Raw genomic sequence first — 23,908 nt, forward strand, 5'->3', positions numbered from 1 at the left:
GATCCGGGCGATCAGATCGAGCGTCGGCGCGGGGTCAGTCGGACGTTCGGCAAGGGCGGCGCCGGGATGCGTTCCGTGCCGTGGCCGGCGACCGACCCGAAGCGCGGCGACCCCGCCTCCCAGTCCTCCCGGGCGGACGCGATGTCCTCGTGAGTGCGACCAACGAAGTTCCACCACATGACCAGTTCCTCCGGGAACGGCGTCCCTCCGAGGAGCACGAAGCGGGCACCGGTCGCGCTCCGGAACTCGAGGCGATCGCACCCGGGCGCCAGGTAGAGCAACGGGCCCGAGTCGAGTTCGACGCCGCCGACCTCGAGCACCCCGTCGAGCACGAGGACGCCGTGCTCGAAGGCCGGATCCACCGGCACCTCGACGACGGTGTCGGCCTCGAGCGTCACATCGGCACCGAGCAGGGGCGAGTGGACGGTCGCGGTCGACGTCGCCCCGCCGAGCGTGCCGACGAGGACGGTCGCCTCCAGTCCCGGAGCGCGGTGGACGGGCAGGTCCGTGTGCTGCTCGAACGCCGCCGGCACCGAGGCGGCTGCCTCCGGGAGCGCCACCCACAGCTGGAGGCCGTGCATGGCGGCCGCCTCCTCGCCCACCGAGAACTCGGAGTGCGACACGCCGCGGCCGCTCGTCATGAGGTTCAGCTCGCCCGGGCGGACGACCACGTCGCTACCCACGCTGTCGCGGTGGCGGATGTCGCCGACCAGTGGCCACGTCACGGTCTGCAGGCCGGTGTGCGGATGGGGCAGGACGCGCATCAGCGAGCGGTCCTCGTCGAAGCGGTCGAGGAAACACCAGGCGCCGATCATCGGCAGCTCGCGCTGCGGGAGGGTGCGGTGGACGCTCAGGCCGCGGACGCCGCCCAGGGGGACCTCGCGGGCCTCGAGGAGCCTCGTCCCGGATCCGTCAGGTGCGTGGCAGACGCTGGGGACCGGGTCGGCGTCGAGTCTCGTCATGAGCGCCTCCTTATCACGGACAACGCTACTCCCGCTCGGCCTGACCTCGGCCCGCACCGACGTGGTTGACTGGGCGCGGGGCCCGTCCGGCTCCGCCGCTGCCGAGATTGGGGATCCCATGGGCCTGTTCGACAAGCATGAGGACGCATCGGAGCCGCTCGCCCGCGGCCTCTGGCACGATCGCATCGGCACGCTCGCGACCCGGAGTGTCCAGACGCTCGCCATCGTCGCGGTCGCCGCGCTGATCGTCTTCGCGCTGACCCAGCTCTCGCTCGTGATGATCCCCGTCGTCATCGCACTCATCCTCGCCTCGGCGATCTACCCGCTCATGCGGTGGATGCGGTCGAAGGGGCTCCCGTCGATCCTCGCCACCTGGATCGCCCTCGTCTCGATCCTCGTCGTCCTCGGCGGCATCGGGTGGCTCATCGTCTGGGCCGTGCGCAGCCAGTGGGACGACCTCGTCGACTCCGCCTCGAAGGGCTTCGGTCAGCTGCAGGACTGGCTCGGCACCCTGCCGTTCGACATCGACGAGAAGCAGATCGAGGACGCCAAGCAGACCGCGGTCGACTTCCTCACCTCGAGTCAGTTCGGCAGCGGGGCGCTCGCCGGTGTCTCCGCGACGGCGAGCTTCCTCACCGGCCTGGTGCTCATGGTCGTCGTCCTGTTCTTCTTCCTCAAGGACGGGCCGCGGCTGTGGGAGTTCCTGCTCCGCCCCTTCACCGGAACCGCATACGACCGTGCCAAGCGCATCGGCGGTAAGACGGTGGACACCCTCGGCGGGTACGTGCGCGGCACGGCGACCATCGCGGCCGTCGACGCGATCGGTATCGGTATCGGCCTCGCGATCATCGGGGTCCCCCTCGCCCTCCCGCTCAGCGTCATCGTGTTCCTGACCGCCTTCATCCCGATCGTCGGTGCGACCGCCGCGGGCATCCTCGCGGCGCTCGTCGCGCTCGTCGCCAACGGTCCGGTCGCCGCCCTCATCGTCGTCGGCATCGTCGTGCTCGTGAACCAGCTCGAGGGCAACTTCCTCCAGCCCGTCGTCATGGCCCGCTCGCTCAAACTGCACGCCCTCGTCGTCCTCCTCGCCCTGACCGCCGGCACCATCCTCGGCGGCATCGTCGGCGCGGTCCTCGCCGTTCCGATCGCCGCGGTCGCGTGGGGCATCATCGGCGTCTGGAACGGTCCCGACCAGCCGGCCGAGCCCATGCGACAGAAGCGACCCGAGTCCGTCTGAGGGAGGCCGTCCGGGTCGTGGGTCCGCCCGCCGGATAGCATGTGATCGTGGACCCCCACGATCTCCTCGGCCTCGTCCTCGAGGTCTTCACCTGGATCGGCTTCGGCAGCGCCGTCGTCGTGCTGATCGTCATGCTCATCGCGCGGGCCGCGGACGGCAGCTGGGTGGAGACGCACGGGGTCATCGTGGACCTGACGGACGACGCGGACGGCGGGCAGGGGCGCGAGGTCCGCTGGATGACCGAGTCGGCCGAGCTGTACTCACGACCCGTCACGGACGCGGAGATCGACGCCCTCCGCGACCCCGAGGAGCCGAACGTCTTCTACGCCCGCCGGGAACCGTCGCGCGCACGCTTCCGCCGGACGGCCGATCACACGAGAGCGCTCCGACTGCTCTTCGGCGTGACCTTCGGCATCGGCGTCGTCTGCTCCATCGCCTCGATCGTGCTGCTGTTCGTCGCCGACACCGGGGCCTGAGCACTCTCTCCGGTCCCTGAGTACCTGCTCCCCGGTCCCTGAGCCTGTCGAAGGGCGGCGCTCGGGTAGGCTGTGAGCACGAGCGTCGACACCTGGTCCGCTCGTTCTCCCGGAGGCAGCGCATGACGGAACGGTGGGCCCGTGTCGCCCGCGGCACCGCCGCAGCCGCGTTCGCCACCTTCGCCGCCGCCCTCTCGCACACGATCGGTGGGGCCGCCGCGCCGTCCGCGTTCGTGCTCCTGGTCGGTGGCACCTTCGCCGTCCTGGTCTGTGTCCTCCTCGCCGGCCGCCGCATCACCGCACTCGGCGTCGTCGCCTCCGTGCTCGTGAGTCAGCTCGGTTACCACGCGCTCTTCACCCTCGTCCCGAGCACCGTCAGTGCCACGGTCGCCTCCGGCGGCGCGGCGGGCCCGGCCGACTGGCACCGGCACGGGGTCGTCGAACTCGCGACCGGCGGCGTCACCACGGCACACTCCCACGGCGACACCACGATGTGGGCGGCGCACCTCGTCGCGGCCGTCGCGACCATCGCCGCCATCCTGTTCGCCGAACGCGCGACGCTCGCCGCGCTCGCCGCGCTGACCGTCCGGATCCTCGCCCGCCGTGCAGCACCGACCCACCTCGTCCCCGCGCCCCGTCGGGTGCGCTGGGTCCGGGTCAACCGTCGCCCCCGAAACCTCGGGGTGGTCCTGCTCCACCTGCGACACCGCGGTCCGCCGGCGCTCGCCGCCGCCTGACCGACGCATCACCCTCCGACCGGGACGGGTGCCGTGCGTGGCCGGGTCGGCCCAGCGCAGCAGCACCCTTCGGCGCGCCATCCGGCGCGACCATCCCCATTCCGCACGCTCGACGCCGTGCGGATCAGTCGACAGGACGATCATGAACGCAACCACCCCCCGCCCCACCTTCCGCAAGCCCGCCGTACTCGGTGCCGTCGCCATCGGCGCCGGAGCGCTCCTCGCGGTCGGCGCACCGCTGGCCGCCAGCGCCCACGTCAGCGTCACGCCGACCTCCACGGCCGCCGGCTCCTACACGGTGCTGAGCTTCGCCGTCGGTCACGGCTGCGACGGCTCGCCCACGACGAGTCTCTCCTTCGAGATCCCCGAGGAGATCAACGCCGTGACGCCGACGGTCAACCCGAACTGGACCATCGACAAGCAGATGGCCCCGCTCGCGAAGCCCATCACCGACAGCCACGGTGAGCAGCTCGCCGAGCGTGTCGGCACGGTCGTCTACACGGCCAAGACGCCGCTCGCCGACGGCTACCGCGACACCGTCTCCTTCCAGGTCCAGCTGCCGGCCGACGCCGAGGGCAAGACGCTCGTCTTCCCGGTGACGCAGACCTGCGAGGTCGGCCAGACAGACTGGACCGACGTCGCGAAGGACGGTCAGACCGAGGACGACCTCGAGTCGCCGGCGCCGGTCGTCGTCGTGACCGCTGCCGAGGCCGGCGACCACCACGGTGGCGCCGCCACGGACGACGACGGTGACGGCGACCACACCGAGGCCGCCGCCGCGACCGATGCCGGCAGCACCGACGTGCTGGGCCGCGTGCTCGGCATCGCCGGTCTCGTCGTCGGTGCCGCCGGCATCGTCATCGCTGCCTCCGCACGCCGCGCAGCGTCCGACGCGAAGCGCCAGGCCTGATGACGGTCTCCCGCCGTCGCCGTCTCGTCGGCACCGCTGCGACCGCGTTCCTCGCGGTCGCAGCGGTGCTCGCCGTGGCCCAGCCGGCCTCAGCGCACAACAGCATCATCTCGACGACGCCGGCCGAGGGGTCGACGATCACGGAGCAGCCGGAGCAGCTCGTCATCACGACGAACGACAACCTGCTCGACCTCGGGGACGCCGGCCAGTCCAACCAGATCCAGGTGACCGGTCCCGGTGACGAGCGGCTGTATTACGGCACCGCGTGCGCAGCCGTGAACGGCCCGGCGCTCGTCATGCCGCTGCAGCTCGGGCAAGCCGGCGAGTACACCGTCGTCTGGCAGCTGGTCTCGACCGACGGCCACCCGCTGTCGGGCAGCTACACCTTCGAGTGGGCGCCGGCCGAGGGCCAGGAACTCGCGACGGGGAGCGCGAAGCCCGCGTGCGCGACGGGCGGTGCCTCCACGGTCGAGCCCTCGTCGGAGGCGGGCGGTGTCGAGCCGCAGTCGTCATCCGACGGCGGCTTGAGCGGCGATGTGTGGTGGATCGTCGGCGCGATCGGCGTCGTCCTGATCGCCGGCATCGGCGTGCTCCTCGTGACCCGGCGGAAGCCGGAGCCCGTGTCGGACGACCAGGGCACGGACACCTCCGCGCCCTGAGCCGTACCCCGCCCGGACCCTGAGCTTGTCGAAGGGTCCCGACACAACGGAACAGCCCCGCCATCCTTGAGAGGATGACGGGGCTGTCGCTGTTACCGGTGTAGCGTGCGGGTGAACCCGCGGTCGGCTACTTTGCCGGCGGCATCAGCACCGAGTCGATGAGGTACACGGTCGCGTTGGCGGTCTTGACGCCACCGCAGATGACCTTGGCACCGTTGACGGTGATGTTGTCACCCGAGCCCTCGACCTTGACGGTTCCACCCTCGACGGTGGTCTGCTCACCGTCGATGTCGGACGGAGCGATCTGGCCGGGGATCACGTGGTACGTGAGGATCGAGGTCAGCGTCGCGGCACCCTCAGGCGTCTTGAGGCTGTCGATCGTGGCGGCGTCGATCTTCTTGAACGCGTCGTCGACCGGGGCGAAGACGGTGAACTCGGAGCCGTTCAGCGTGTCGACGAGGTTGACGTCGGGGTTCAGCTGGCCGGAGACCGCAGCGGTCAGCGTGGTGAGGAGCGGGTTGTTCGACGCGGCGACGGCGACGGGGTCGGCCGACATGCCGGCGACGGAGCCTGCACCGTCCGGGACAGCCTCGGCGTAGGCGGCGCAGCCCGAGCCGACGAGGTCCGCTGCGGGGTCGGAGGTCATGCTCGACTCGGAGGGAGCGGAGCTCGGCTCCATCGACGAACCGCTGTCGGAGCTGGAGCCGCTGGAACAGGCGGCGAGGCCGAAGGTCGCGACGGCGGCGAGTGCGAGCACTGCCATGTGGTTTCGCTTGATGGTACGCATGTGATTCTCCTTTGATGAGGTTTGGACCGGTTGTCGAGTGCCTCTCAGAACCGGCCCTCGATGACACTTCGGAGCCCCCTCGGGGGTGGTTTGGAAAAAGATCCGATCGCGACTCGGACGGGGTCGCGCATTAAGAGGAGCGAAATTCTTCGGATCCGTTCCTGTGGAGGGGCACCGGGGTGTCAGCCGCTGCGGCTACGATCGACGGATGAGCTGGAGCACCGAACCCGACTGGATCCCGGACGACGCGGACGCTCCCGACGACTTCGACGCCCCGCCGCCCGACGACGCGTATCTCGGCGGTGGCGTCGCCTGGGGGAGCGGTGCTGTCACCTCGGCTCCCGCCGCTCCGCCTGTGGTGGCGGTGCGTGCGGCAGGCCAGAAGTTCGCCACGGCGCAGGAGGCACTCCACACGGTCTTCGGGTACGACGCGTTCCGCGGTGAGCAGCAGCAGATCATCGAGCAGGTCGCCGGCGGCGGCGACGCGGTCGTCCTCATGCCGACGGGTGGGGGCAAGAGCCTCTGCTACCAGATCCCCGCCTTGCTCCGGCCGGGCACCGGCATCGTCGTCTCCCCACTGATCGCCCTCATGCAGGACCAGGTCGACGCCCTCCTCGCCGTCGGTGTCCGCGCCGCGTTCCTCAACTCGACCCAGGATCCGGCTGAGCGCTCCCGGGTCGAACAGGCCTACCTCGCGGGCGAGCTCGACCTCCTCTACGTCGCGCCCGAGCGTTTGAGCTCCGAGGCGACCCGGCGCTTCCTCGGCCAGGGCACCATCGCCCTGCTCGCGATCGACGAGGCGCACTGTGTGTCGCAGTGGGGGCACGACTTCCGTCCCGACTACCTCATGCTCGGCGAGCTCGCCGAACGCTGGCCCGACGTCCCTCGCATCGCACTCACCGCGACCGCCACTGAGGCGACGCACCAGGAGATCACGCAGCGGCTCCACCTCGGCGAGGCGAAGCACTTCGTCTCGAGCTTCGACCGCCCGAACATCCAGTACCGGATCGTCGGCAAGAACGAGGTCCGCAAGCAGCTCGTCGCGTTCGTGAAGGAGCAGCCGGCCGGCACCGCGGGGATCGTCTACTGCCTGAGTCGGAAGACGGTGGAGCAGACGGCACAGCTGCTGCGCGACAACGGGGTGGACGCCGTGGCGTACCACGCCGGACTCGACGCCTCCGTGCGGGCCGCGGCGCAGTCCCGCTTCCTCCGCGAGGACGGCGTCGTGGTGGTCGCGACCATCGCCTTCGGCATGGGGATCGACAAGCCGGACGTCCGCTTCGTCGCCCACGTCGACCTCCCGAAGAGCGTCGAAGGCTACTACCAGGAGACGGGCCGCGCGGGGCGAGACGGCGAGCCGTCCATCGCCTGGCTCGCGTACGGTCTGCAGGACGTCGTCCAGCAGCGGCGCATGATCGCCGAGTCGCCGGGCGACCTCGCGCACCAGCGCAATCTCAGCGCCCACCTCGACGCGATGCTGGCCCTCTGCGAGACCGTCGACTGCCGCCGGGTCAACCTGCTGCGCTACTTCGGTCAGCCCTCCACACCGTGCGGCAACTGCGACACCTGTCTCGAACCCCCGGTCACCTGGGACGGCACCGTGCCGGCGCAGAAGCTCCTCTCGACGATCGTGCGCCTGAAGCGCGAGCGCAACCAGTCCTTCGGTGCGGGGCAGATCATCGACATCCTCCGCGGCAAGCGCACCGACCGCGTCGCCCAGCAGCGGCACGACGAACTCGCGACCTTCGGCATCGGCGAGGACCTCAGCGACCAGGAATGGCGCGGCGTCGTCCGTCAGCTGCTCGCACGCGACCTCCTGGCCACGGTCGGTGAGTACGGCACGCTCGGCCTCACCGAGGGGAGCGCCGAGGTGCTCGCGGGGAACCGGCCGGTCGCCATGCGTCGCGAGCCGGAACGCGCCGCACGCTCCTCGTCGAGGTCGTCCTCCCGCTCGTCGAGCGCGAATGCCGAGCTCGAGCCGGCCGCGGCCGAGCTGTTCCAGGCCCTGCGTGCCTGGCGGGCCGGGGTCGCGAAGGAGCAGGGTGTCCCGGCCTACATCGTCTTCGGCGACGCGACCCTGCGTGAGGTCGCGACGGCGAAGCCCGACTCGCTCGGCGCGCTCGACGGCATCAGCGGCATCGGTGCGAAGAAGCTCGACGCCTACGGGCAAGCGCTCATCGAGGTCGTCGCCGCCAACGCCTGACGCCGCTCCTGAGAGCCAGCTGCGACAGCTGTGGGGGAGGACCAAGTCGATCGACGACGATCGGGCGGGCCCTTGTCCACATCCCACAGGCGCTTTCACCCATCGTTATGACAGTCCTACCATTGTGGGAGGTTTTCATGGGTGAAAGGCAGGACACAGCGATGGTCGACACAGCGATCCGGACGAGCGTCAGCGGGAGCACGGCAGCGACGGTCGAGGTGGCGCCGTCCGACGCGCGGATCGACGTCCCGGCGCTCGCGCACCAGCTGCTCGGCACCTGGCCGGAGGCCCGTCTCGCGTCCCGGGCGCTCGCCGCGAAGCCGGAGATGCAGCGCATCGAGGGCCAGTCGATGGACGACCACCGCGACCGCGTCTTCCACCAGCTCAAGCTCCTCGTCGAGAACGGTCAGGTGCACAAGGCGTTCCCGAAGCGCCTCGGCGGCGCCGACGACCACGGCGGCAACATCGCCGGGTTCGAGGAGCTCGTCCTCGCCGACCCGTCCCTCCAGATCAAGTCCGGTGTGCAGTGGGGGCTCTTCGGTGCGGCGATCCTGCACCTAGGCACCGAGCCGCACCACGACGCGTTCCTGCCCGGCGCGATGAACCTCGACGTCCCCGGTGCCTTCGCGATGACGGAGTCCGGTCACGGCTCCGACGTCGCCTCGATCGCGACCACCGCGACGTACGACCCGGAGACCCAGGAGTTCGTCATCGACACCCCGTTCCGCGCGGCGTGGAAGGACTACCTCGGCAACGCGGCGGTCCACGGGAAGGCGGCGACGCTGTTCGCGCAGCTCATCACGAAGGGCGTGAACCACGGTGTGCACTGCTTCTACGTGCCGATCCGCGACGACGAGGGCGCGTTCCTCCCCGGGATCGGTGGTGAGGACGACGGTCTGAAGGGTGGGCTCAACGGCATCGACAACGGCCGGCTCCACTTCACCGGCGTACGCGTGCCGCGCACCAACCTCCTCAACCGCTACGGCGACGTCGCCGAGGACGGCACCTACTCCTCGCCGATCAAGAGCCCCGGGCGTCGCTTCTTCACCATGCTCGGGACGCTCGTCCAGGGTCGGGTGTCCCTCGACGGGGCCGCGACGTCGGCCTCCGCGCTCGCCCTCCAGATCGCGATCACCTATGGCAGTGAGCGTCGGCAGTTCAATGCGGGCAGCGACACCCAGGAGGAGGTCATCCTCGACTACCAGCGCCACCAGCGTCGGCTCCTGCCGCGCCTTGCGACGACGTACGCGCAGATCTTCGCCCACGACCGGCTGCTCGTGAAGTTCGACGAGGTGTTCAGCGGCAAGGCCGACTCGGACGACGACCGTCAGGACCTCGAGACGCTCGCGGCGGCTCTCAAGCCGCTGTCGACCTGGCACGCGCTCGACACGCTCCAGGAGGCACGCGAGGCGTGCGGGGGCAACGGCTTCCTCGCGGAGAACCGCCTCACCGGGCTGCGTGCCGACCTCGACGTCTACGCGACGTTCGAGGGCGACAACAACGTGCTGCTGCAGCTCGTGGCCAAGCGTCTCCTCACCGACTACAGCCGGAAGTTCGCGAAGGTCGACGCCGGTGCGCTCGCCCGCTACGTCGTCGAGCAGGCGACCGACCGCGCCGTGCACAGCAGCGGACTCCGGAGCCTTGCGCAGACCGTGAAGGACTTCGGGTCCACCGCACGCTCGGTGAGCCAGCTGCGCGACACGAACGTCCAGCGGGAGCTGCTGACCGAGCGCGTCGAGTCGATGATCGCCGAGGTCGCGACCAAGCTGCGCGGCGCGAACAAGCTCTCGAAGCAGGCCGCGTCCGACTTGTTCAACGCACACCAGAACGAGCTCATCGAGGCGGCGCGCGCCCACGGCGAGCTCCTGCAGTGGGAGGCGTTCACGGAGGGTGTCGAGCAGATCGAGGACGCGGGCACCAAGCAGGTCATGACGTGGGTACACGACCTCTTCGGGCTGTCGCTCATCGAGAAGCACCTCGCCTGGTACCTCATCCACGGTCGCCTGTCGCCGCAGCGCGGTCAGGCCGTCAGCGCCTACGTCGACCGCCTCATCTCCCGGCTGCGTCCGCACGCCCTCGATCTGGTCGAGGCGTTCGGCTTCGCGCCCGAGCACGTGCGGGCACCCATCGCGACGGGCCAGGAGGCGCAGCGTCAGCAGGAGGCCGCCGACTACTTCGCCGCCCTCCGCGCCTCGGGCGACGCACCCGTCGACGAGAAGACGCTCACGAAGAAGTCCCGCTGAACCCAGGCGGTTGACGGGAGGCGAATCGTCGCCCGCGCAAGGGGCGGGCGACGATATGCCTCACCTCGCGCTGCGCGATAGGGTGCCGACATGACGTTCAACGACAACGCCGACATCAGCGGGAACAAGGTCAAGCGACGGGGCCGCACGACCGGCATCGCCGTCGGTGGTGGCGCGGTCGGTGTCATCGTGATCGCCCTCATCTCGCAGTTCCTCGGGGTCGACGTGTCGGGCATCCTCGGTGGCGCGGGCGTCGGCGGGGGCCAGCAGGAGGAGAGCCAGCTCTCCGACGAGTGCCAGACGGGCGCCGACGCGAACGCGAGCGTCGACTGCCGCATGGGTGGTGCCTACTCGTCGCTCGACGCCTACTGGGCCGAGGAGCTGCCCGCGCTCGGTGCCGACTACACCTCGCCAGCCGATTTCATCATCTTCGATCAGCAGACGAACACGGGTTGCGGGGCCGCCACGAGCGCCACCGGCCCGTTCTACTGCCCTCCGGATCAGACCATCTACATCGACACCAGCTTCTACGCCGAACTGCGCGACCGCTTCGGGGCGTCGGGCGGACCGCTCGCCGAGATGTACGTCGTCGCCCACGAGTGGGGGCACCACATCCAGGCGCTCACCGGCATCATGGACCGCGCCGATCGCAGCGGTACCGGGCCCGCCTCCGACTCCGTACGGATCGAGGTCCAGGCCGACTGCTTCGCCGGTGCCTGGGTCGCCGCGGCGTCGGACACGGAGGACGCGAAGGGGGTCGCCTTCCTGAAGCCCGTGACCCAGCAGGAGATCGACGACGCGCTGAGCGCCGCGGCGGCCGTCGGTGACGACCGCATCCAGGAGGCCGCGACCGGCCAGGTGAACCCCGAGGCCTGGACCCACGGCTCCGCCGAGCAGCGTCAGCGCTGGTTCATGACCGGGTACCAGTCCGGTCCGTCCGCCTGCGACACCTTCTCGGTGTCCGCCGACCAGCTCTAGCCCGCGAGGGGTCCCGAATGGTCGGTTCAGCGCGTGCCGAGGGGACCATTCGGGACCCCTCGCGAGCTGTGGGGCGATGGGTGCGGCATGCTAGGTGAGACACATGTCGTGAACGCAGGAGGAAGTGGACCGCATGGCTGAGCTGTATCCCGAGATCGAGCCGTACGAGACCGGCATGCTCGACGTCGGCGACGGGCAGTCGCTGTACTGGGAGACCTCCGGCAACCCCGACGGCAAGCCCGTCGTGTTCCTCCACGGTGGCCCTGGCGGCGCGACGAGTCCCGTCCACCGTCGGCTCTTCGACCCGAAGCGCTACCGCATCGTCCTCGTCGACCAGCGCGGCTGCGGCAGGAGCACGCCGCACGCGAGCGACCCGGCGGCCGACCTGTCGACGAACACGACCTGGCACCTCGTCGCCGACCTCGAGGTCCTCCGCAAGGCGCTGAAGATCAAGCGCTGGATGGTGTTCGGCGGGTCCTGGGGGTCGACGCTCGCGCTCGCCTACGCCCAGAAGCACACGAAGCGCGTCACCGAGCTCGTGCTCCGCGGCATCTTCACCCTGCGCGACGCCGAGCTCGACTGGTTCTACGAGGGTGGTGCCTCCGCGGTCTTCCCCGACCTGTGGGAGGGCTACCTCGAGCCGATCCCGGTCGGCGAGCGCCGCCACCTCATCGAGGCCTACCACCGGCGGCTGTTCGACGAGGACCCGGCCGTCCACGGGCCGGCGGCCGTCGCCTGGTCGCGGTGGGAGTCGTCGACGATCACGCTGCTCCCGCAGGCGGAGACCGTCGCGCGGTTCACCGACCCGCACTTCGCGGTGGCGTTCGCGCGCATCGAGAACCACTTCTTCACGAACAAAGGCTGGTTCGAACCCGAGCAGCTCATCCGGGACGCCGGCAAGCTCGCCGGAGTCCCCGGTGTGATCGTCCAGGGCCGCTACGACATGTGCACGCCGGTCTTCACCGCGTGGGACCTGCACCGGGCGTGGCCGGAGGCGGACTTCACGATCGTCCCCGACGCGGGGCACGCCTTCGACGAGCCGGGCATCCTGTCGGCGCTCATCGACGCGACGGACCGGTTCGCGAAGGACTGAGGGGCTGGGGAGCCGGAGCCGCTGGCGGCTATTCCGTGAAGCGGGCCCGGCGGACGGCCTTGCCCTCGCGCAGCGCTTCGCCGAGCGAGCGGCCGACGAGACCCTCGCGGGCGAACCCGCTCAGCAGCTCGGCTGCGAGCGCACCGCGGTCGACCTCGGGTTCCGGGCCGTCGTCGACGCCGTCGGCCGGGCCGGCGAATCCGTCGTGGGCGAGCAGGATCGAGCCCTGGTGGCAGTGCCGGACGGCGTGGGCGACGCGCTCGTGCTCGCCGACGTCCTTGACGTCCCAGGCGGTCGCGGTCCACAGCACGGTCTGCAGGCCGGCTCGTTTGACGGCCTGCCACGTCTCGATGCTCTGCGCGCCGTAGGGCGGCCGGAACCACTCGATCGGCTGGCCGCTCAGCTGCTCGAGCTCCTGTTTGGCGGCGCGGGTGCGCCGGTAGGCGACCTCTTCGGAGAAGTCGGTGAGGCGAACGTGGTCGTCGCCGTGCAGCGCGAGTTCATGCCCACCGGCGACGATGCGTTCGAGGAGCTCCGGGTACTTCCGCGCGCGGCCGACGAGGACGAAGAACGTCGCGGTCGCTCCGGCCTCGGCGAGGGCGTCGAGGACCCCCGGCGTCCCGTCGGGACTCGGGCCGTCGCCGTACGTGATGACGACCGTGCGCTCGTCGGTCGCGACGCCGACGATCGACCCGTGGACGGGCAGCGAGCCGGTGAGCCGGGCGAGCAACGCCTGCCGAGCCTTCGTCATGTGTCCACCGCCCTGTGAGTCAATCCGTCCAACAGTACCTCGCTGTCGCGGCGAACGGGAGCGTGGCCGCGGCGGCGGAACGGGCGCGGGGAGGGCGGGTGTCAGGCCTGGACGAGCGTCGTGTCGAGCTCGCGCTGCTCCTCGAGCTGGGCGAGGGCACGGCGGAGCGCCGTACTCGAGGTGCTCATCGTGTACGGGAAGTAGACGACCTCGACGCCGACCTTGGCGAACTCCGCTTCGAGCCGGAGGCCCTCGGCGGTCCCGCGCCAGTCGTCGCCCTTGAAGAAGATGTCGAACCGGAGCGCGTCCCAGGCCTGGAGCTTGTCGTCCCAGGTCTCCTCGACGGCCTCGTCGACGAAGCCGATGTGGCGGACGATCTCGAGACGCTCCGTCAGCGGGACGACGGGCTCGATGCGCTTGCGGGTGCGGAGCAGCTCATCCGAGACGACTCCGGCGATGAGGTAGTCGCACGCGCTCTTGGCGTGGCGAAGGATGTTCAGGTGACCGACGTGGAAGAGGTCGAAGGCCCCTGCGGCGTAGCCGACGCGTCCGACGGTGCTTCGATCGGTCATGCTGTCGCCCCCTGGCGGATTCGTGGTGGTGTGCGCACGACGTCGGCTGATCGACGACGGTGCTCGGCGCGTCCATCGGGCCAGTTGCGAGCCTATGAGGGGCATCAGCGCTTGCCGAGTCCACTTTCGAGTGGCACCCGAGCAGGGGTGCCAGCTCCGATACGAGCCGACCGACCGGTGCGATACAGTTCCCGAGACGATCTGGAGCGTGACATGGCCGAAGCAGAAGACCGCACCGAGGTTCCGACGACCGCCGACGAGCCCGGGGCCCCCGGCCGTCGTCGCGTCGTGCCGATCGTCGTCGGCGTGGTCGTCGCCCTCGTGGTCGTCGGCGTCGTCCTGTGGCTGACCCTTCGCCCGGGCTTGCCGTCGTCGCAGACCACGAGCGACCCGTCCAGCGCCCCCTCCTTCTTGTCGACGGCGCTTCCGACCGCTGAGCCGGGCTCCACGTTGCCCCCCGCCGGATCGGAGGCCGGCGCGATCGGGTTCGACGACTCGGCCGCCGTCGGCGACGCGGTGAGCGTGCGGATCGACTCCTTGGAGGCCGTCGACGGCGAGGCGTCGCAGCCCGGCGAGGTGGCCGGGCCGTCGATCCGCGTGACGATCGCCTTCACCAACAGCGGCTCCGAGGCGTACTCGCTCGCGGGCGCCGTCGCGAACGCCTACTACGGCGCCGACCTCACTCCAGCGATCGAATTGGCGGCTCCGGGCGGTGTCGCGTTCCCCGAGCAGGTCGCGGCCGGCGAGACGGTGCGGGGCACCTTCGTCTTCAACATCCCCGAGGACGCGCGCGACACGGTGCGGGTGACGGTGGACTATGCGGCGGCCGAACCGGCCGTCGTGTTCGAGGGCGCCGCTCCGCGCTAGCCCGGCGTCTCGGGGGCTCCCGGCGGACGATTTCGGCCTGTGTCGGTATCAGACATATGTCGATCTGTCAGCCGCCAGTGCTGGTCTCGGAGGAATTCACCCCTGATCTGGGGGTGCAACTGCCCCCAACGGGGTGCATCGTCGTCCCCCATCTTGCGGTTGACTGCGTGGAAGGACCATCCCCGCTGGCCCACGGCTCCCGACCGTGTGCGTCAGAGGTCCGACTCCTTCACCCGAGAAGACTGCGAGATACCCCATGACCACACTGCTGTCGTCCGAGCCCGCGACCCCGCGGCGGACGCGCCGGCCGGCGCACGCGCGCCTCGTCGCCCTCGTCGGCCTGGCCGCCGCCTCAGTGCTGTTCGGCACCCTGACCGCCGTGCAACCGGCCGTGGCCGACACCACCCCGGCCACCGGCCAGCCGGCCACGGTGTCGTCCGACGCGCTCCCCGCGCCGCAGATCAACGGCGTGGTCTGGGATCAGGTCGTCATCGGCAACACGGTGTATGTCGCGGGGTCCTTCACGACCGCGCGCCCGGCCGGTTCCGCGGCCGGCGCCAACACGGTGACCCGGAACAACTTCCTCGCCTACACGTTGTCGACCGGCGCGCTCCTCCCGTGGGCACCGAACTTCAACCAGCAGGTGCGCTCCCTCGCCGCCTCGCCGGACGGCACGAAGCTCTACGCGGGTGGGCAGTTCACCGCGGTCAACGGGACGACGCGCTACCGCCTCGCCGCGTTCGACGTGGCCACGCAGACGCTGGTCGCCGGCTTCGCGCCCTCGATCAACTCGATCGTCAAGTCGGTCACCGCCACCAACACCACCGTGTACGCCGGGGGACAGTTCACGTCCGCGCAGGGCTCGGCCCGTGCCGGCGTCGCCGGTTTCGCCGCCTCGAACGGTGCCCTGACCGGCCTCGCCCCCGACGTCGTCGGTGGAACGGTCCAGGCGCTCGTGCTCAGCCCCGACGCCTCGAAGATCGTCATCGGCGGCAACTTCACCTCGGTGAACGGCTCGAACAGCCCCGGATACGGGCTCGCCGCGCTCAGCACCGCGACCGGTTCCTCCATGCCGTGGGCCATCAACTCCCTCATCCGCAACGGCGGTGAGCAGGCGTCGATCAACTCGCTCACCAGCGACGGCTCGAGCGTCTACGGCACCGGGTACACCTTCGGCGCCGGAGGCAACATCGAGGGCGCCTTCAAGGCCGACTGGAGTGGCGGCGAACTGCAATGGGTCGAGGACTGCCACGGCGACTCCTACTCCGTCGCGGCCGACACCGACGTCGTCTACGTCGCCAGTCACGCCCACTACTGCGGCAACGTCGGCGGATACCCGCAGACCGATCCGTGGGGCTTCCAGCGCGCCACCGCCTTCACCAAGGCCACGACCGGCACGCTGACCGCCGACCCGTACGGTTACTACAACTTCGCGGGAACCCCGTCACCCACGCTCCTGAACTGGTTCCCGACCATCAACACCGGCAGCTACACCGGCACCGGTCAGGGCGCCTGGGACGTCACCGTGGCCGGCGACTACGTGCTCTACGCGGGAGAGTTCACCCAGGTGAACGGCACCGGGATGCAGGGCCTCGTACGCTTCGCGAAGTCGTCCATCGCCCCGAACAAGGACGGCCCGCGCCTCACCGGCTCCAACTTCGTCCCCACGGTGACCTCGTTCAGCCGTGGCACGGCACGCATCTCCTGGCAGGCGAACTACGACCGCGACAACTCCAACCTGAGCTACCAGGTCATCAGGAACAACGTCACGGCGTCGCCCGTCTACACGACGCAGGCCACCTCGACCTTCTGGAACCGACCGGTCATGTCCTTCCTGGACACGGGGCTCACCCCGGGCCAGACGTACAACTACCGGATCCGGGCGACCGACCCGTACGGCAACTTCCAGCAGGGGCTGAACGTCGCGGTCACGATCTCCGAGGACGGCGCGATCAGCAGCTACCAGCAGTCGGTGCTGAACGACAACCCCACCTCCCTCTGGCCGCTCGGTGAGTCGAGCGGGACCACCGGGTACGACTGGAACTCGGGAGACGACCTGACCCTCACCGACACCGGCGTGACCCGCGGTGCGACCGGCCAGGAAGCCTCGTCGACGAACAAGGCCACCACCTTCTCCGGCGGCTCCAGCTCCTCCACGGTGCAGAAGCCCTCACCGAACACCTTCACGACGGAGGCCTGGTTCAAGACCACCACCACCTCGGGCGGCAAGATCATCGGTTTCGGCGGGTCCGCGACCGGGAACTCCTCCTCCTACGACCGCCACGTCTACATGGGCAACGACGGCCGCCTGAACTTCGGTACCTACACGGGCAACACGAACATCGTGACGAGCCCGAAGGCCTACAACGACGGACAGTGGCACCAGGTCGCGGCGTCGCTCGGCGCGAACGGCATGCAGCTGTTCGTCGACGGCAAGAAGGTCGCATCGCGGGCCGACATCACGAGCGGCCAGGTGTTCAACGGCTACTGGCGGGTCGGCGGGGACAACCTCGGCGGCTGGCCGAACGGCCCGAGCAGCAACACCTTCTCCGGCGACATCGACGACGTGTCGGTGTTCCCGACGGTCCTCACCCGCCAGCAGGTGGACGCCCACTACGTCGCCTCCGGTCGGACCTCGACCGTCCCGGCGGCTCCGGCGGACGCCTACGGCGCCGCGGTGTTCGGCCTCGACCCCGCGCTCTACTGGCGCCTGAACGAGACGAGCGGTTCCACCGCCGTCGACGCAGGCCCCACCGAGTCCGACGGACTGTACTTCGGTCAGGTCACGAAGGGTGCCAGCGGTGCGCTGTCCGGTGTGGACAACACAGCGGCCCAGTTCACCTCCAACGGGTGGGACGAGGGCGGCGTCTCCAGTAAGTCGAGCTACTCCAACCCGACCAGCTACGCGATGGAGGCCTGGTTCCAGACCACCTCGACGCAGGGCGGTAAGGTCATCGGCTTCGGGTCGAACCAGACCGGAGGATCGGGCGGGTACGACCGGCACGTGTTCCTGCGCCCCGACGGCAAGCTCGTCTTCGGCACCTGGACCGGCCAGGAGAACACGATCACCTCGCAGGCCGCGGTCAACGACGGCAAGTGGCACCACGTGGTCGCGCAGCAGTCGGCCGCCGGGATGAACCTCTACATCGACGGGGCCTCCGTCGGGACCAACCCGCAGACCGGCGCGCAGGACTACACCGGCTACTGGCGAGTGGGTGGCGACAACGCCTGGCAGGGTTCGGTGCCGTACTTCAACGGCAAGATCGACGAGGTCGCCGTCTACAACGCGCCCCTCACCGACGCCCAGGTCGCCCAGCACCGTGAGCTCGGCCTCGGCCAGGCTCCGAACGTCCTCCCGACCGCCGCGTTCACCAACGCGGTCGCCAACCTCGACCTCACCACGGACGCGACGACGTCGACCGACACCGACGGCGTCATCAGCTCCTACGCCTGGGACTTCGGGGACGGTCAGACCGGGACCGGCGCCACGGCGGCACACCACTACGCCGCCGGTGGCACCTACACGGTCACCCTCACGGTGACGGACAACCGGGGCGGCACCGCCACCACGCAGCAGACGGTCACCGCGGTGGCTCCGAACCAGCTCCCGACCGCGGCGTTCACGCCGACCGTCGTGAACCTGGACGGGTCGTTCGACGCCTCGGCCTCCGCCGACCCGGACGGGACGATCGCCTCGTACGCCTGGAACTTCGGTGACGGCACCTCGGGGACCGGTGTCACGGCGACCCACAGCTACGCCACCGCCGGCACGTTCACCGTCAGTCTCACGGTCACCGACAACGTCGGCGCCACGGCGAGCGTGACGCAGGACGTGGTCACGACGCTGCCGCCGAACCAGCTGCCGGTCGCGAGCTTCACGGCGGCCTCCACGGGACTCACCGCGAGCTTCGACGGGTCGGGTGCCTCGGATCCGGACGGCACGATCGCCTCGGTGGCCTGGAACTTCGGTGACGGAGCGACCGGTACCGGGACGACGACGACGCACAGCTACGCGACGGCCGGCACGTACACGGTCACCCAGACCGTGACGGACAACCGCGGCGGCACGGCGGCCACGACCCTGAGTGTCACGGTCGCCGAGATCCCGGTGGCGTCGACCTACGCGGCCGACACCTTCGAGCGCACGACGAGCAACGCGTGGGGCACGGCCGGTACGGGCGGAGCCTGGACCGTCGCGGGCGGCAACACGAGCTTCTCGGTCGGCAACGGCACCGGCAAGATGTCATTGCCCGCCGGCGGGACGCGCACGGCCCGCCTGAACGCGGTGTCCGCCACCGACGTCACGGTGAGCGCGAAGATCACGGCCTCGGCCGTGGCCAACGGAGGCGGCGTCTACGCCTCGGTGATCGGTCGACAGGTCGGCAGTGCGTTCTACTCCACGCGCGTGTGGATCCAATCGAACGGTGCCGTCCGCATCCAGCTGCTCCAGGGGGCGACCGCGCTCCAGGCGGTCACGGTCCCCGGACTGACGTACACCGCCGGTCAGGCCCTGCAGGTCAAGCTCCAGGTGACGGGCGCTTCGCCCACCACCCTCGGTGCGAAGGTCTGGGTCGCCGGAGCGACGGAGCCGACCGCCTGGCAGGTCCAGGCGACCGACGCCACCGCGGGACTGCAGTCCGCCGGTCTCGTCGGGCTCAGCAGCTACCTGTCCGGTTCCACCACGAACGGTCCGGTCACGGTCACCTTCGACGACCTGCTCGCGGCGACACCGGGAGCGGCCCAGCCGACCCCGGTGAATCAGGCCCCGACAGCGTCGTTCACGGCGACCCCCTCGGGCTTGACCGCGGCACTGGACGCCTCCGCCTCCACGGACCCCGATGGCACGATCGCATCGGTCGCCTGGGACTACGGAGACGGATCGACGGGGACGGGCACCACCTCGTCCCACGTCTACGCCGCCGGCGGGACGTACACGGTCACCCTGACGGTCACGGACAACGGCGGCCTCACGGCCACGACCTCGCAGACCGTCACGGTCACCGCGCCGGTCGTGCCCCCGGTCGACCCGAGCCCCGTGGTGGTCGCGGCGGACACCTTCGCCCGGACGGCGACGAACAGTTGGGGCGCGGCCCAGACCGGCGGGCCGTGGACGCTCGCCGGGACGGCCTCCTCGTTCTCCGTGAACGGGACCTCGGGCGTGATCTCCGCCAGCGCCGGGCAGTCGCGGACCGCCCGTCTGGCGCAGGTATCGTCCTCCGGCACCGACTCGACCGTGTCGTTCACCATCGCGCAGGCGCCGACCGGCGGCGGGCAGTTCGTCTCGCTCGTCGGCCGCCAGGTCGGTGCCGACAACTACGCGGCCCGGGTCTGGATCCAGGCCAACGGCGTGCTGCGCCTGCAGCTCATGAAGGGTTCGACGGCCCTGACGGCGGTGAACCTCTCCGGGCTCGCCTACACCCCGGCGATGAAGATCACCATCCGCACGCAGGTGTCCGGTGTCGGCACGACGGCGATCAAGGCCAAGGCCTGGGCCGACGGTCAGGTGGAGCCGGACTGGCAGGCGAGCACCACCGACACGACGGCCGCGCTGCAGGCGCCCGGCTCGGTGGGTGTCGACACCTACCTGTCCGGCACGATCACCAACGGCCCGGTCGTGGTCAACTACACCGGCTACCGGGTCACGGCCCTGTGAGCTGATCGAGACCCGGTCGGGAGTGGACGCCGTCGCAGCTGAGACGCCCACTCCCGGCCGCACCAACGGCGACGTCCTCCTGGGTTCGCAGCTCTGGGGCGTCGCCTGAGGTGTCCCGTCGGGATACGAGCACCTCGCAACAGCGCCCCTGGTCCGACCAGGGGCGCTGTTGCGTGGTGCGGGTCAGGCCCGAGGCGAACGGCCGGAGCGGATCCGGGCGGCGAGCCGGCGACCGTCGCGGATCGCCCGCATCGCCGTCCACAGGATCGACGGACGGGTCACGAACTGTCGACGCCCGCCCTGCAGCAGCACCTCGCGCGAGACGGCCGCCGTCGCGCGTCGCCAGGCGGCCTCGTCGGTTTCCGAGAGGTGCAGTGCGCCGAAGACGAGTCGGTTCCGGATGTTGTAGTAGTAGTAGAGGTCGGATTTGGCCTGGCCCGACGCGGTCTGTCCGGGCGCCTGCGTCCCGCCCTCCGCGTGCACGGCGGTGACCTCGTCCAGGACGAGGAGGCGACCGCCGACGGACACCACTTTGTGCGAGAGGTCGACGTCCTCCCAGTAGAGGAAGTACTCGTCCGAGAACCCACCGATCCGGCGCCACAAGGTCAGGTCGACGGCGAGGCAGGCTCCGGTGAGCCACGGCTCGATGCGATCGAGCGGGACATCGGCGAGACGGCGACGGCGGGAACGGATGCGTCCGTCGTCGAGGTAGAGGTCGGAGCCGCCGAACCACAGACTGCCGTCGGGGCGCAGGATGCGCGGCGCGACGAGCGCGGCCGGGTCGGCGGAGCAGGCGGCGAAGAGGGCGGCCGCGGCCGGCGGCAGGAGTTCGGCATCCGGGTTGAGGATGACGAACCTGGTCGCGCCGGATGCCACGGCGAGCTCGATGCCGGCGTTCACGCCGGCGCCGAACCCCAGGTTGGTCGGTGGTTCCACGAGGTACCAGCCCTCGGCGGTGGCGAGCGACTGCAGACTCGAGCGCTCGGCGGACGTCGTCGGATTGTCCACGACGACCGTCACGAGTCCCGGCGCGTTCCGGGTCAGCCGCGTCAGGTGCTCGGCGAGCAGGGCGCTCGAACCGTAGTTGACGACCACGACGGCGGCGTCGGCGAACGCCGGGTCCGGTGTGACGTTCATGCGAGACTCCCGTCGTCGGCAGGACCGTCCGGCTCAGGTGAGACGACGGGTGGGGTCTTCGACCGTCGCGCGGCGCGGACGATGTCGAGGACCAACCGGAGGTCCCGGCGGACGGCCGGGACGAGGAGTGCCGCGAGGGCGTACACCGCGAGATCGGCGACGATCGCCGCGAGGATCTGCAGGATCGTCCCGCCGGCGGTCGCGAACACCGTCGCACCGTACGCCGCGGCTCCGGCGGAGAGAGTCAGCAGGGAGAGCCGCACCACCCCGAGGAGGAGCGTGCGGATGGGGATCGGCGCCCAACGGTTCAGCCACCAGAGGGACAGGGGCCACGAGACCACCGGTTCGAGGGCGAATCCGGCGGCGACGCCGACCACGCCCCAGTTCGACCCGATCAGCACGAAGGTGATCTTCAACGCCGCGCTCATCAGGGTGAACTGGAACAGGCGGGCGGTCAGCCCTTTCGACACGTAGACCCAGTAGCCCACGAGGGCGAGCGTCTGGAAGGCGCCGGCGACCGTGAGGAAGCGCAGCACCGGCGCGACCTCGAGCCACCGTTCTCCGAGTCCGAGCGCGACGATCGGCTCGGCGGCACCGGCGACGAGCCCGAGCCCGGCGACGAGGGTGTAGCCGAGGGCGACCTGTCCACGGACGATGTACGAGTCGAAGCGCGCCTGCTGGTCCTGGATCCGCGAGAGGACTGGGATCGCCACGCGCGTGACCGGTGCGCGGAGCTGATTGAGCGGGTTCATGAGCAGCTGGAATCCGCGGCTGTAGATGCCGAGCGGTGCGGGGCCGAGCCGCAGGCCGATGACGAACGAGTCCGTGTTGTTCGCCGCGTACCCGACGAGCTGCGTTGCGACCATGTTCCAGCCGAAGCGGTAGAACCCGCGCATGTCGACGCCGCGCTTCGGCAGCCGGGGCAGCCAACGGGACGCCGCGAGCACGAGCACGAGCGTCGCGAGCGAGAGGGTGACCATCTGCCAGGCGAGCGCCCAGTACCCGGCCCCGAGGACGGCGAACACGATCGCGACCGCGAGGGCGATCACGGAGGCCGCGACGTCGACGACGGCGAGCGTCGTGAAGCGCAGGGCCCGGCTGAGGCTCGCCCGGTGCTGCGTGCAGACGCCGTTCAGGAGGAACGCGAGCCCCATGAACTGCGCGAGCGGCACCAGCTCCGGCCGCCCGTACAGGGCGGCGATGAGGTACGCGAGCCCGAAGATGACGGCGCCGAGGGCGATGCCGATCCCCGAGTTCGCCCAGAACAGGATGTCGCGCTGGCGGTGGCTGAGGGTCTTCGCCTGGATCGCGGCGTTGGACAGCCCGAAGTCGCGGAAGATCTCCGAGACCCCCACCACGGCCATGACCATCGCGAAGAGGCCGTAGTCGTTCGGGGTGAGGAAGCGGGCGAGGACGACGACCGACACCACCTGGACGAGGATCCGGGTGAGCTGGCCGACCATCGTGACGGCCGCGCCCCGTGCGGCATGGCGGCCGAAGTCGCCGCTCGTCGTCCCGGGTGCCGTGCCCGCGGTCATGCGTGCACCGCGGTCGCGACGCCCGAGCTGGGGGCGGTGGGGGCGTGCGGGCACCCAATAGTCTGGTGGTCCATCGACGGCTCAGCCGCGGAGAGGGAGTACATGCACTCGGACACCCCGGTCGGATCCACCGGAGGCGGACCCGCGACCTCGTTGGTCGTCGCCATGCTCACCTTCCGCCGACCGGACGACCTCCGCGTCGCACTCCCGGCACTACTGGAGCAGGCCGCGAGCGTGACCGACCGCTTCGAGCGGGTCGAGGTGCTCGTCGTCGACAACGACCCGGCTGAGAGCGCCAGGGGGTCCGTGCTGTCGACACCGTCGCCGGACGCGGTGACGCTCACGTACCGTTGCGAACCGGAGAGCGGCATCACGGCGGCCCGCAACCGGGCGCTCGCCGAGGCGGGCGAGAGCGACCTGCTGGTGTTCATCGACGACGACGAGCGGCCGACGGAGCACTGGCTCGTCGAGCTCGTCGCGACGTTCGACCGCGGCGGGGCGGTGGCGGTTGTCGGCCCGGTCGTGTCGCGGTTCGAGGTGGAACCGTCGGCGTGGATCGAAGCCGGCGAGTTCTTCACGCGCCGTCGGCTCCCGACGGGCACCGCGGTGTCGGTCGCCGCGACGAACAACCTGCTGATCGACCTGCGGGTCGTCCGGGCGATCGGGCTGGAGTTCGACACCGCCTTCGGGCATGCGGGCGGCGAGGACACCATGTTCACCCGGACCCTGCACGCGACGGGCGGACGCCTCGTCTGGTGCGACGAGGCGGTGGTGTGGGACATCGTCCCGGCGGCCCGCAGCACGCGGGACTGGGTCGTGCGCCGCGCGTTCAGCAGCGGCAACAGCTGGAGCCAGACATCCATCGCACTCGAGTCCTCGACGCGTGGTCGGCTCGTCGCCAGAGCGCGTTGCATCGGCCGCGGCGCGATCCGGGCGGCCGGCGGGGCGGTTCGGGCGCTGCTCGGCGTCGTCACCCGCTCGCTCCGCCACCGGGCCAAGGGGGTCAGGACGCTCGCGCGTGGCACCGGCATGATCACCGGTGCGGTCGGGTACTCGTACGAGGAGTACCGGCGTTCCGACGCCTGAGCGACGGCGGTGCCCTCGG

Annotated in this window: 18 protein-coding genes; 12 read left to right on the top strand and 6 right to left on the bottom strand. The window is 70.4% G+C overall.

Annotated features, from left to right (window positions below; translation table 11 throughout):
• Positions 1–11 precede the first annotated feature (11 nt).
• Positions 12–962: a pirin family protein gene (locus tag A4X17_RS03265; protein WP_064294241.1), complete on the bottom strand. Its 951-nt coding sequence runs from the start codon at positions 960–962 to the stop codon at positions 12–14.
• A 118-nt stretch (positions 963–1,080) separates the two neighbouring features.
• Between A4X17_RS03265 and A4X17_RS03270 the strand changes: the two genes are divergently transcribed.
• The 5 genes from A4X17_RS03270 to A4X17_RS03290 all read left to right on the top strand — a co-directional run bounded on the left by A4X17_RS03270 (position 1,081) and on the right by A4X17_RS03290 (position 4,981).
• A complete protein-coding gene (locus A4X17_RS03270; protein ID WP_064294242.1) occupies positions 1,081–2,199 on the top strand; it encodes an AI-2E family transporter in 1,119 nt (372 codons plus the stop codon).
• A 47-nt stretch (positions 2,200–2,246) separates the two neighbouring features.
• Positions 2,247–2,675 carry a DUF3592 domain-containing protein gene (locus A4X17_RS03275; RefSeq protein WP_197479007.1) on the top strand — a complete coding sequence of 143 codons (429 nt, stop codon included), beginning with the start codon at positions 2,247–2,249 and terminating at the stop codon, positions 2,673–2,675.
• 122 nt (positions 2,676–2,797) lie between these two features.
• Positions 2,798–3,412: a hypothetical protein gene (locus A4X17_RS03280; RefSeq protein ID WP_064294244.1), complete on the top strand. Its 615-nt coding sequence runs from the start codon at positions 2,798–2,800 to the stop codon at positions 3,410–3,412.
• 142 nt (positions 3,413–3,554) lie between these two features.
• Positions 3,555–4,322 (top strand): YcnI family protein, encoded by a 768-nt coding sequence (locus A4X17_RS03285; RefSeq protein WP_064294245.1) that lies wholly within the window; start codon positions 3,555–3,557, stop codon positions 4,320–4,322.
• A complete protein-coding gene (locus A4X17_RS03290; RefSeq protein WP_064294246.1) occupies positions 4,322–4,981 on the top strand; it encodes a copper resistance CopC family protein in 660 nt (219 codons plus the stop codon). Before A4X17_RS03285 ends, A4X17_RS03290 begins: the two co-directional genes overlap by 1 nt.
• A 127-nt stretch (positions 4,982–5,108) precedes the next feature.
• Here the strand turns inward: A4X17_RS03290 and A4X17_RS03295 are convergent, their stop codons facing one another.
• Entirely contained in the window at positions 5,109–5,768 is a 660-nt protein-coding gene (locus A4X17_RS03295; RefSeq protein WP_064294247.1) for a fasciclin domain-containing protein, read from the bottom strand.
• A gap of 208 nt (positions 5,769–5,976) precedes the next feature.
• Here A4X17_RS03295 and recQ point away from each other — a divergent pair, with 208 nt between their 5' ends.
• The 4 genes from recQ (at position 5,977) to pip (ending at position 12,285) form a co-directional block, all read left to right on the top strand.
• A complete protein-coding gene (recQ, locus tag A4X17_RS03300) occupies positions 5,977–7,971 on the top strand; it encodes a DNA helicase RecQ (protein ID WP_064294248.1) in 1,995 nt (664 codons plus the stop codon).
• Between the two features lie 161 nt (positions 7,972–8,132).
• Positions 8,133–10,214, top strand: a complete 2,082-nt coding sequence (locus tag A4X17_RS03305; RefSeq protein WP_064294249.1) for an acyl-CoA dehydrogenase — start codon at positions 8,133–8,135, stop codon at positions 10,212–10,214.
• A 90-nt stretch (positions 10,215–10,304) separates the two neighbouring features.
• The gene (locus A4X17_RS03310; protein WP_064294250.1) at positions 10,305–11,192 is read left to right on the top strand and encodes a neutral zinc metallopeptidase; all 888 of its coding nucleotides are present in this window, start codon (positions 10,305–10,307) and stop codon (positions 11,190–11,192) included.
• A 133-nt stretch (positions 11,193–11,325) separates the two neighbouring features.
• Positions 11,326–12,285, top strand: a complete 960-nt coding sequence (gene pip / locus A4X17_RS03315) for a prolyl aminopeptidase (protein WP_064294251.1) — start codon at positions 11,326–11,328, stop codon at positions 12,283–12,285.
• A gap of 28 nt (positions 12,286–12,313) precedes the next feature.
• On the opposite strand, the gene A4X17_RS03320 is transcribed toward pip, so the two are convergent.
• Both A4X17_RS03320 and A4X17_RS03325 read right to left on the bottom strand, forming a co-directional pair.
• Positions 12,314–13,036, bottom strand: coding sequence for a polysaccharide deacetylase family protein (locus A4X17_RS03320; RefSeq protein WP_064294252.1), 723 nt, complete (start codon positions 13,034–13,036; stop codon positions 12,314–12,316).
• A gap of 101 nt (positions 13,037–13,137) precedes the next feature.
• Positions 13,138–13,608, bottom strand: a complete 471-nt coding sequence (locus A4X17_RS03325) for an adenylyltransferase/cytidyltransferase family protein (RefSeq protein ID WP_064294253.1) — start codon at positions 13,606–13,608, stop codon at positions 13,138–13,140.
• 213 nt (positions 13,609–13,821) lie between these two features.
• Here A4X17_RS03325 and A4X17_RS03330 point away from each other — a divergent pair, with 213 nt between their 5' ends.
• Together A4X17_RS03330 and A4X17_RS03335 are read left to right on the top strand one after the other, a co-directional pair.
• Positions 13,822–14,475, top strand: coding sequence for a hypothetical protein (locus A4X17_RS03330; RefSeq protein WP_064294254.1), 654 nt, complete (start codon positions 13,822–13,824; stop codon positions 14,473–14,475).
• 256 nt (positions 14,476–14,731) lie between these two features.
• Positions 14,732–20,128 (top strand): PKD domain-containing protein, encoded by a 5,397-nt coding sequence (locus A4X17_RS03335; protein WP_082915891.1) that lies wholly within the window; start codon positions 14,732–14,734, stop codon positions 20,126–20,128.
• A 183-nt stretch (positions 20,129–20,311) separates the two neighbouring features.
• Here A4X17_RS03335 and A4X17_RS03340 read toward each other — a convergent pair whose 3' ends face one another.
• Together A4X17_RS03340 and A4X17_RS03345 are read right to left on the bottom strand one after the other, a co-directional pair.
• Positions 20,312–21,265, bottom strand: coding sequence for a glycosyltransferase family 2 protein (locus A4X17_RS03340; protein WP_064294255.1), 954 nt, complete (start codon positions 21,263–21,265; stop codon positions 20,312–20,314).
• Positions 21,262–22,857: a lipopolysaccharide biosynthesis protein gene (locus A4X17_RS03345; protein ID WP_231884280.1), complete on the bottom strand. Its 1,596-nt coding sequence runs from the start codon at positions 22,855–22,857 to the stop codon at positions 21,262–21,264. Before A4X17_RS03345 ends, A4X17_RS03340 begins: the two co-directional genes overlap by 4 nt.
• Positions 22,858–22,905: 48 nt before the next feature.
• On the opposite strand from A4X17_RS03345, the gene A4X17_RS03350 reads away from it, so the two are divergent.
• The gene (locus A4X17_RS03350) at positions 22,906–23,889 is read left to right on the top strand and encodes a glycosyltransferase family 2 protein (protein ID WP_064294257.1); all 984 of its coding nucleotides are present in this window, start codon (positions 22,906–22,908) and stop codon (positions 23,887–23,889) included.
• The last annotated feature ends 19 nt before the right edge of the window (positions 23,890–23,908 follow it).

It is taken from the genome of Plantibacter sp. H53 (assembly GCF_001650455.1).
In the GTDB taxonomy this organism is placed as follows: Bacteria; Actinomycetota; Actinomycetes; order Actinomycetales; family Microbacteriaceae; genus Plantibacter; species Plantibacter flavus_A.